This is a genomic window from Mycobacterium sp. 852002-50816_SCH5313054-b, from assembly GCF_001667185.1.
Classification (GTDB): Bacteria; Actinomycetota; Actinomycetes; order Mycobacteriales; family Mycobacteriaceae; genus Mycobacterium.
Genome location: NZ_LZIC01000064.1, coordinates 25453 through 34754, shown reverse-complemented (window position 1 = coordinate 34754; position 9302 = coordinate 25453). Strand labels below are relative to the sequence as shown.

Annotated in this window: 10 protein-coding genes; 5 read left to right on the top strand and 5 right to left on the bottom strand. The window is 65.6% G+C overall.

The window, feature by feature from the left end:
* A partial coding sequence (locus A5787_RS13735) for a biotin/lipoyl-containing protein (protein WP_304441154.1) occupies nucleotides 1-664 on the bottom strand: 664 nt, incomplete at its 3' end.
* A 194-nt stretch (nucleotides 665-858) separates the two neighbouring features.
* Between A5787_RS13735 and A5787_RS13730 the strand changes: the two genes are divergently transcribed.
* The gene (locus A5787_RS13730) at nucleotides 859-2631 is read left to right on the top strand and encodes an SDR family oxidoreductase (RefSeq protein WP_066967479.1); all 1773 of its coding nucleotides are present in this window, start codon (nucleotides 859-861) and stop codon (nucleotides 2629-2631) included.
* Here A5787_RS13730 and A5787_RS13725 read toward each other — a convergent pair.
* The gene (locus A5787_RS13725; protein WP_066967475.1) at nucleotides 2628-2969 is read right to left on the bottom strand and encodes an aminopeptidase; all 342 of its coding nucleotides are present in this window, start codon (nucleotides 2967-2969) and stop codon (nucleotides 2628-2630) included. The two genes, A5787_RS13730 and A5787_RS13725, sit on opposite strands and share 4 nt — an antisense overlap.
* Before the next feature lie 132 nt (nucleotides 2970-3101).
* Here A5787_RS13725 and A5787_RS13720 point away from each other — a divergent pair, with 132 nt between their 5' ends.
* The 4 genes from A5787_RS13720 to A5787_RS13705 all read left to right on the top strand — a co-directional run bounded on the left by A5787_RS13720 (nucleotide 3102) and on the right by A5787_RS13705 (nucleotide 6524).
* The gene (locus A5787_RS13720) at nucleotides 3102-3566 is read left to right on the top strand and encodes an SRPBCC family protein (protein WP_231993973.1); all 465 of its coding nucleotides are present in this window, start codon (nucleotides 3102-3104) and stop codon (nucleotides 3564-3566) included.
* 3 nt (nucleotides 3567-3569) lie between these two features.
* A complete protein-coding gene (locus tag A5787_RS13715; RefSeq protein WP_066967470.1) occupies nucleotides 3570-5162 on the top strand; it encodes an NAD(P)/FAD-dependent oxidoreductase in 1593 nt (530 codons plus the stop codon).
* 238 nt (nucleotides 5163-5400) lie between these two features.
* Complete coding sequence (locus tag A5787_RS27355; RefSeq protein WP_156763933.1) at nucleotides 5401-6084, top strand: hypothetical protein; 684 nt, start codon at nucleotides 5401-5403, stop codon at nucleotides 6082-6084.
* Nucleotides 6081-6524, top strand: a complete 444-nt coding sequence (locus A5787_RS13705) for a hypothetical protein (RefSeq protein WP_066967464.1) — start codon at nucleotides 6081-6083, stop codon at nucleotides 6522-6524. The genes A5787_RS27355 and A5787_RS13705 overlap by 4 nt, the downstream gene beginning before the upstream one ends.
* Nucleotides 6525-6565: 41 nt before the next feature.
* Here the strand turns inward: A5787_RS13705 and A5787_RS13700 are convergent, their stop codons facing one another.
* The 3 genes from A5787_RS13700 to A5787_RS13690 form a co-directional block, all read right to left on the bottom strand.
* Nucleotides 6566-7327 carry an SDR family oxidoreductase gene (locus A5787_RS13700; protein WP_231993972.1) on the bottom strand — a complete coding sequence of 254 codons (762 nt, stop codon included), beginning with the start codon at nucleotides 7325-7327 and terminating at the stop codon, nucleotides 6566-6568.
* 121 nt (nucleotides 7328-7448) lie between these two features.
* Entirely contained in the window at nucleotides 7449-8552 is a 1104-nt protein-coding gene (locus tag A5787_RS13695; RefSeq protein WP_156763932.1) for a DUF6545 domain-containing protein, read from the bottom strand.
* Between the two features lie 156 nt (nucleotides 8553-8708).
* The gene (locus A5787_RS13690; RefSeq protein WP_082977211.1) at nucleotides 8709-9209 is read right to left on the bottom strand and encodes a hypothetical protein; all 501 of its coding nucleotides are present in this window, start codon (nucleotides 9207-9209) and stop codon (nucleotides 8709-8711) included.
* Nucleotides 9210-9302: the final 93 nt, after the last annotated feature.

The window sequence follows — 9302 nt, the reverse complement described above, 5'->3', positions numbered from 1 at the left end:
GTCCACTCGCGCCGGATGCGTCGGCGCTCGAGCCGATCCGGGCCAACTCGCCGCCCACCGGCACGGTCGCGTCCTCCTCGGCGGTGATGCTGACCAGCACGCCGGCCACCGGGGAGGGGATTTCGGTGTCCACCTTGTCGGTGGAGACCTCCACCAGCGGCTCGTCGACCTGAACCGAATCGCCGACCTTTTTCAGCCAGCGGGTCACGGTGCCCTCGGCCACCGACTCGCCCAGCTCGGGCATCAGCACCGGCTTGGAGTCGCCGGAAGCGCCGCCCTGGGCCGCCGGGGCCGGCGCCGCGGGCTCGGGCTCGGGTTGCGGCTCGGGTTGAGCCTCGGCTTGGGGCTCTGGCTCCGGCTCGGGCTGCGGTTCCGGCTCGGGTTCCGGTTGGCTGGGGGCCGCCGGCTGGGCCTGGGGTTGCTCGCCCGCGTCGCCGATCACGGCCAGCTCGCCACCGACCTCGACGGTGTCGTCCTCCTGGGCGACGATCTTGGTCAGCACGCCCGCGGCCGGCGAGGGGATCTCGGTGTCGACCTTGTCGGTCGACACCTCGACGAGCGGCTCGTCGAGTTCGACCGTGTCCCCTTCCTGCTTGAGCCAGCGCGTGACCGTCCCCTCGGTGACGCTCTCACCGAGTGCGGGCATCTGGACGGAGAAGGCCATCGTTTCTGACTCCTCGATCGCTCGTGGGTCGGGGCGGGTCGTACGTCTCGCTTGCGGAACCGAAGTCGCTAACCAAAACTATCCTGTCACTGCGCATTCCTCGGCACACATCCAGGGCGGACGGCGCGCGGTTGCCCGGGCACCCCGAAGACCCTTGCTACGGTGTGGCGACGTAGTCAGAGCGGGGAGGTCCGGTGCCGGCAATACAACAGGTGCCTCAGCGGTTCGTTGACAGCGCGGACGGCGCGCGGATCGCCGTCTACAAGGAGGGCAACCGGGAGGGCCCGACCGTCGTGCTGGTGCACGGCTTCCCCGATTCCCACGTGCTGTGGGACGGTGTGGTCCCGCTGTTGGCGCAGCGCTTCCGCGTGATCCGCTACGACAACCGTGGCGTCGGCATGTCGGCGGCGCCCAAGCCGGTTTCCGCCTACACCATGGCCCGGTTCGCCGACGACTTCGCCGCGGTGATCGGCGAGCTCAGCCCCGGCGGGCCGGTGCACGTCCTGGCCCACGACTGGGGCTCGGTCGGCATCTGGGAGTACCTGAAACGCCCGGGCGCCGGGGACCGGGTCGCCTCGTTCACCTCCGTGTCCGGCCCCAGCCACGACCAGCTGGTCGAGTACATCTTCGGCGGACTGCGGCGGCCGTGGCGCCCGCGCAGGTTTGCGCGGGCCGTCAGCCAGGCGCTGCGGCTGACCTACATGGTGTTCTTCTCGATCCCGGTGCTGGCGCCGCTGTTCCTGCGGCTGGCGCTGTCGATCCCGGCGCTGCGGCGCAACGCCGTCGACAACATTCCCGAGGACAAGATCCATCACTCCGCCAAGCTGGCCAGCGACGCCGCCCATTCGGTGAAAACCTATCCCGCCAATTACTTTCGGTCTTTCTCCCGTAAGCGGGAGCTGCAGGTCATCGACGTGCCGGTGCAGCTCATCGTCAACACGCGCGACAAGTACGTCCGGCCCTACGGGTTCGACGACACGGCGCGCTGGGTGGCGCGGCTGTGGCGCCGCGACATCAGGGCGGGCCACTTCTCGCCAATGTCGCACCCGCAGGTGATGGCGGCGGCGGTGCACGACTTCGCCGACCTGACCGGCGGCAAAGAGCCGAGCCGCGCGATGCTGCGCGCGCAGGTCGGGCGTCCGCGCGGGCGCTTCGGCGACACCCTGGTGGCAGTCACGGGCGCGGGCAGCGGCATCGGGCGGGAGACCGCGTTCGCGTTCGCCCGGGAGGGCGCCGAGCTGGTGGTCAGCGACATCGACGAGGCCACCGTCAAGGAAACCGCCGCCGAGATCGCCGCGCGCGGGGGCGTCGCCCACCCCTACGTGCTCGACGTGTCCGACGCCGGCGCGGTCGAGGCTTTCGCCGAGCGGGTCAGCGCCGAGCACGGCGTACCCGACATCGTCGTCAACAACGCCGGCATCGGGCACGCCGGTGGGTTCCTGGACACTCCGGCAGAGGAGTTCGACCGGGTGCTCGACATCAACCTGGGCGGCGTGGTCAACTGCTGCCGGTCGTTCGGCCGACGCTTGGTCGAACGCGGCACCGGCGGCCACATCGTCAACGTGGCCTCGATGGCTGCCTACATCCCACTGCAGTCGCTGAGCGCCTACTCGACATCCAAGGCCGCGGCCTACATGTTTTCCGACTGCCTGAGGGCCGAAATCGATGCAGCGGGCGTGGGGCTGACCACGATCTGCCCCGGTGTGGTCAACACCAACATCATCAGCACCACACGCTTCCACGCGGCCGGCGGTAAGACGGAGCTAGTCGACGGACGGCGCGGGCAGATCGGGAAGCTATTCGCCCTGCGACATTACGGGCCGGAAAAGGTGGCGAAGGCGATCTTGTCGTCGGTAGAGAAAAACAAGCCGATCCGCCCGGTCGCGCCGGAAGCATATTTGTTGTATGGCATGTCGCGTGTGGCGCCGCAGGCGCTGCGCAGCACCGCGCGGTTGCGCGTGATCTAGGCGGTCCTGGACCCCGCTGGTCGTCGCACCAATAACGCGCCGCCGATCGCGACGACCCCGATGACCGCCAGCGGGATGGTCCAGCTCCGCCGGCCATTCACCGACGACTGGCATTGCGCCACGTAGTCGGTGTGCGGGAGGACCTGGTTGAGGATGGGGATGTTGGCGCCGTTCTTGTCGTTGGCGTTCCGGGCGCTGTTCAAGTCCATGGCGATCCCGTTCCCGCATGAGACGGAATTGCCGTTGCCGTCCGACACGGACACCGGTACCAGCAACCCGATGATCCCGGCCAGCAAAAGCACGGCGCCCACTGCGATGATGATCCGTCGCACAGTCACTATTAGCCTCCCGTCAAACGCGAGTGTTGTAACGGCGTAGTAACCACTGACCGCAGCCCCTAAACCGATCCGCGGTGGCGGAGATGGATCGAGACGGTGCATGGTTCCCGCCGACCGGGGTATCCGGGGGCAATGACTGCGACTCGACAAATGGCCACCACCCGCGAAGTGAAGGCGTCCCGCCAGCAGATCTGGGATGCGATGACCGACGGCTGGACGTATGCGCAGTGGGTGGTGGGCAACAGCCGCACCCGCGCGGTCGACCCGGATTGGCCGCAGCCCGGCTCCGCGATCAAGCACTCGGTCGGGGTGTGGCCGCTGGTGATCAGCGACGAGACGGTTGTCGAAAGTTGCACGCCCGGTGAGGAACTCGTGCTGCGCGCCGGGCTCGGTGCGCTCGGCTCCGCGCGGATAACGTTGCGGCTCACGGACATCCCGGACGGCTGTCGCATCGACATGATCGAGACGCCCGCCTCCGGGCCGCTGCGGCTCATCCCCGACCGGCTGGCCCTGGCCGCGGTCTACCCGCGCAACCGCGAGTGTCTGTGGCGGTTGACGGCGCTCGCCGAACGGCTCGAGCCCAGCCAGGTCGAATAAGGCATGGCCGAAGAGACCGCGGACGCGGTCGTCATCGGCGCGGGACACCACGGGCTGGTGGCGGCGTCGATGCTGGCCGACGCCGGCTGGGACGTGCTGGTGCTGGAGGCCCAGCCGGAGCCGGGCGGCGCGGTGCGCAGCGCCGAACTGACGCCGGGTTACATCACCGACCTGTTCAGCTCGTTCTACCCCATGACGGTGGCCTCGCCGGCGATGACGGCCTTGCGGCTCGAAGACCACGGCCTGCGCTGGTCCCGCGCGCCGGCGGTGGTGGGCCATCCGCGCAGCGCGGCCGACGACGACCCGCCGATCATCTACCCCGACCCCGCCCGGACCGCAACGGAATTGGCGCGCCGGGAGCCGACGGACGGCGACAACTGGTGGCGCGCCGTGGAATTGTGGCAAAAGATCAAAGCGCCACTGTTGGACGCCATGCTGGCGCCGTTTCCGCCGGTGCTCCCGATGGTGCGGCTGCTGCTGAAACTGGGCACCGCCGATGCCGTCCGGCTCGCCCGTCTGTTGATACAGCCGGCCAACGCCATGGCGGGGCAGTTGTTCGACGGCGAGGCGCCGCGGGTCCTGTTGCTGGGCAACGCGATGCACGCCGACGTGCCACCGGATGCGCCGGTCAGCGGCGCGATGGGTTTCCTGATGACGATGCTCGCCCAGGACGGCGGCTGGCCGGTGCCCGTCGGCGGTTCGGGGCAGCTGACGGCGGCGCTGATGCGGCGGGCCGGCTCGGCCGGCGCGCGGATCGAGTGCAACCAGAACGTTGCCCGCATTCAGGTGCGGGGCGGGCGCGCCGTCGGGGTGACGACGACGGGGGGCCGCACGGTTCGGGCGCGCCGCGCGATCGTGGCCGACGTCGCCGCGCCGCGGCTGTTTTGCGAGATGTTGCCCACGGCCGCCGTCCCGCCCGGGATGCGTCGTGAGCTGGAGAACTTCGACTGGGATCCGCCGGTGGTGAAGGTCAACTACGCCCTGAACGGGCCGATTCCGTGGCGGGCGACAGACCTGCACGGTGTCGGCACCGTCCACCTGGGGGCCGACGGCGACGGGCTGGTCCGCTGGATGGCCGACCTGAACACCCGGGTGGTGCCCGAGCATCCGTTCATGCTCTTGGGCCAGACCACCACGGCGGACCCCAGCAGGTCACCCGCTGGAACCGAAAGCGTTTGGGCCTACACGCATTTGCCACGCGACGTGGCCGACGACGCCGCGGCCGAGCGGCTCGCCAAATCGGTTGATCACGTCATCGAAGAGCACGCCCCCGGCTTTGGTGCGGCGGTGATCGACCGGTTCGTGCAACGGCCGTCGGACCTGGAGGCCAGCGACGCCAACCTGCACCTGGGCGCGCTGAACGGCGGCACCGCGCAGCTGCAGCAGATGCTGATCTTTCGTCCCGCGCCCGGGATGGGCCGCGCCGAAACCCCGGTCGAGGGCCTGTATCTGGGCAGCGCGTCGGCCACCCCGGGCGGCTCCGTGCACGGCGCGTGCGGGCGCAACGCGGCCAACGCCGCGCTGGCCGCCGGGGGCGTGACGGGCTGGCCGCGCCGCCGGGTGAGGCGGGCCGTCTTCTCGTTGCTGACGAGATAAAGCCCCGCCGTCTCATGGCGAACGCAACGAGCCCCGTCCGCGGCCGCTGCGGTCGTGCTTCGCGCAAACGCGCCGTCCGCGCGCGTTGAGCTGAGTTGTCGAGCCCTCTCGAACCAAACACCGCTCAAACTAAGAGCACTTTATACATGCCTATTGAGGTTATTTTGTCATCATTTTGTGCAAGCTGAGTGCTAACTTGCCCCAACAATTTGTGCGTTCTGCCTGTTAGGCTTGGGGCGTGGCCGCCTATCCGCAACACTTCGCAACGAAGGTGTCTGAGCGACGCAGGCGGCTCGGGATGACGGTCCTCGACGTCAACCGGAACGGCGGACCGACTGCGCCGACCGTTGCCAAGGCCGAGGCGGGCGAACTGGACGATCCCCGGCCTAGCACCCTGTCGAAGTTCGACGCAGGTCTTGGGTGGATATCTGGCAGCGCCGCCAGCACGTACTGGGACGGTAACGAACCGAGGCCGCGCGAAGACTCTCCCAAACGCGCCGTCTTAGAGCCGGCAGCAGGAGGTGTGGTGCTGCCGCTGGATCGGATACTGGCTCTGATGACTACGCAAGCTGAGCTCAATCAACTGATCAGCGATCGATCCGAGCAGACCATTGAGACCGGCGAAATACAACCGATGGTCGACGCGCTCAACCAGCACATCAGCGCCATCGTCGGGTTGTTCGTCACGGATTTGCTCGAACGTAATCAAACGAAGGACCGTCGACCCATCCAACCGCTGCTCGAGTACGCCTTTGCTGAGCTGTTGTCCGCTCCGGTTTCTGCCGATGATCCTGAACGCGAAGAGAAAATGTATCGACGCTGGCTGTTGGGCAAAAGCAACGGGATTGATTCCGGGCTCGAAGCCACTTTCCAAAGGCGCTTTCGGCGCCGCGATCGCCCGCGAAAGGGGTTCGATGGATGACCAATACGACGAATGACCTGACACTCGGCGCAAAGATCAACCGACTGTTCTACGTCTGTCGATCACGAAACGATTCCGAGCAGTCGGTAGACACCGTAGCCACCGCGGTCAGCGAGATCATCGGTCGGCCCGTTTCGGCGGCCCAGATCAATGCCTTGCGGAATCACGACACCACGGTTGCTGAGCCCGACCTGATACGGGGCCTGATCAGCCACTTCGGCATTCCCGGAGAATACCTCACCACCATGGGGCCCCGCGCCGAGCGTTTGGACAAGCAACTGCAGCTGTTGGCAGCCGCGCGCGATGCAGGGGTCAAGCAACTCGCGTTGCGCGGCGTTGCCGCGGAAGAGGCACTTGACGAGATGCTCGACATAATCAAGCGCGTGCCCGCCGAAGAGAATTCTTCGTCGGGGATGGGTGAGAACTCACCGGCCCGCTGAGGCGCTAGCTTCGGCGGTCGGCCCCGTCTCGGTGGAAAGCTTTAGTCCCGATGGCCATTCGAGTCCGTCGCCGCGTTCGGCTCGAGGTTGATACCGATCCTTTGCTGCACTTTGGCACTCAGCTGCGGTGCGAGGGCACTTAGCGCGACGCTCAACCGCGTCTCGATGGGCGCAACGACCGTTTCGGCGACGTTTCGTTCGATTGCGCGCACGACAGCTTGGGCCACTTGATCGGGACTACTGGTGCGGAATCCTCGGGGCAGCCGAGCGCCCCTATCCGCGAACATGCCTTCGTCACGGATGAACCCCGGTTCCACGATCGATACGCCGATGCCGCTGTTGCCCAGGTCTTGCCGTAGGCCAAATGCGAACCCCCGCAGGCCGAACTTGGTGGCGTTATAGACAGCCGTGCCGGCGGTCGATACCCGGGCGCCGATGGAGCCGATGAAAACGATGTGACCGTCTCCCCGCTGTGCCATCAAAGCTCCAAGTTCACGCGCCATGACGATCGGTGCACGCAGATTGACGGCGATGGCCTCGTCGATGTCATCCGGTGTGAGATCTCTGACGCTTCCGCTTGCTGACAGACCGGCGTTGGCCACCAGGACATCGATGCGGCCAAACCGGGAAAGGCGGGTCACCTCAGCGGGATCGCTGAGGTCGGCGGCGACGAAGGCGGCGCCGAGCTCCCGAGCCATTGACTGGAGGAGGTCGACTCGGCGTCCTGTGAGGATCAGCTGGCCGCCCTCGGCCTGGAGCCTGGTGGCGACGCTTCGCCCAATGCCACCGGTTGCGCCGGTCAACAGGATCCTCTTACCTGCAATTCGCATCTTGTACCGTGCGGTTCCCGTCCTCGTAGCGACGCCGATGACCGGCGGGCCGGTCAGTGGATCGCGTCGGGTTAGCAATTGGGTCTGGCGACCCTCACGCTATCGAATTTTCGCGATCACGCGATGGCGCGACCTTGGTCGCGAGAACCTTAGCGGCGTGCCAGTACTCGGCCAGTTGACTCAGTTCGTCGGTTTCCTCAACGAGCTCCATGGCCGCAGACTGTTGTGCGGCGAAATCCTCGGATGGAGGTTCTCCTCGGCTTTTTGCCGACCACGCCAACGCGAGCCGGACGGCTTGCCGAAGTGTAGGCGGAGCGGCGATCTCATCGACGATGGTCTGGTCGTGGCGGACCGCGTAACGGGACAGGATGAGGATGCAATCACGGATCTCGACAACTGTGCGGTGCAGCCGATACCGCGAAGGGGTCCTCACCACAGGGCCGTGACCCCGTCTGAGGTACACGATTTCGGGACACGCCGTGGTGAGATCACGCCACAACGGCATCAAATGCTTGCGGCGACGTGAATATTTGTCTAAATGGGCGATTTGAAGTATTCGTGAGAACAGGGGGATAGCGGCTACCGCTGATCCAATATAGGTCCAAACAACGATGCTGAATCGGTCGACCACGCCCACAGTGTTAATGAAAGTGTTGTGCCTACCCGTCGCCGCAGTAATTGTCGCGACGGAAATGATTGCCGTCTGCATGAGGACGCCGGTTGCCACTGTTCCGACGCCCAGGCAAATGGCGACTGCGCGCCGGTCGGGCCGCTGGCGTAATTCGCGGAAGCAGATAATGAGAAGCATGACGGCAAACCAATACACGAGTGAATCATGGCACGCTACTGCGGCCAATGCCGCCGGCAGCGAGCTCGAGTATGCGATGACTGCCCATCCGGAGTGCACGGTGAAAGGAATATTGTGTGCACGAGCGCTCCACCACAGGGCGAAAGTTGAAAGGGTGCATACGGCCGCTGCGGAGTAGACCAGCGGGGCCAGGTACGGGGGCTCCACGTCGTTAATCCACGTATATCCGAGCAGAAAAAGCGCGGCAGCGGATGGAATTACGGCGAGTTCGCTCAGGTGATACAGCAGGGGCGGCGATATTTTGGCGGAAGAAAGATTGATGATGGCGGCTTGGACGGTGCGCTCACGAAGAAGGCAGCATATTGCCGCGAAGATTAATGCAGTAGTCACTCGCCGGTCTGCCCGAGACGAATGCAACAGGATAATGCGGCCAACGGATACGATGCATATGAAAATCAACAGCGGCCAATATGCGAGCGTGGGAATTCCCGAATCCATCGCTATTCCGGTAATTGCGCTATTAACATCGCTAAACAGCCGGCCGCGTCAGTCACGAAGGAAGGTGCTCAGAAACTTCGACGCCGGACGCGACTTGCGCGACTCGGACATGACGAACGATGCGAACAACTCCGCCTGACTTTCTTGCTCGTTGTCGTAAGCGGTCCGTCCGAGAACATGCAGGACGGTCGCGGGGTCGACATCCGGCAGCAATTCCTGGATCGACAACGCGGCCGCGTCGCTGCCGGGGCTGCTGCGGTGTTGAAGCAGGAGATGTCCGAGCTCATGCAGGACTATGTGTTCGACGTGGTAGCTCGAGGTCGTGTCGTCGTAGACGATGATGTCGTCGGTGCGGCGTCCGATCCAGATCCCACACGGTTGCCCGGATCCAAAGAGGCCCGGATGCGGGATCAGACGGATTGGCTTACCGCGCTTGTCGGCGACCACCTCGATGAACGACTTCAGATGCCACGGCTCCGGGATCGGCAGTGAACCCACCAGCTGGCACACCCTCTCAGCCCCGGCGTCGATGTCGTCGAGACGGCTCATTACCCCTCCGCACCGATCAGATAGATGTACCTGCGGCAAATATTACCCCAGAAATGCACCAAGGAAACCGTTACCTACGGACAAGATCGTGGC

Excerpts from the sequence above, each read along its gene's own strand:
- A5787_RS13720 (WP_231993973.1), top strand. The coding sequence starts at position 3,102 with ATGACTGCGACTCGACAAATGGCCACCACCCGCGAAGTGAAGGCGTCC.
- A5787_RS13715 (WP_066967470.1), top strand. The coding sequence starts at position 3,570 with ATGGCCGAAGAGACCGCGGACGCGGTCGTCATCGGCGCGGGACACCAC.
- A5787_RS13705 (WP_066967464.1), top strand. The coding sequence starts at position 6,081 with ATGACCAATACGACGAATGACCTGACACTCGGCGCAAAGATCAACCGA.
- A5787_RS13690 (WP_082977211.1), bottom strand. The coding sequence starts at position 9,209 with ATGAGCCGTCTCGACGACATCGACGCCGGGGCTGAGAGGGTGTGCCAG.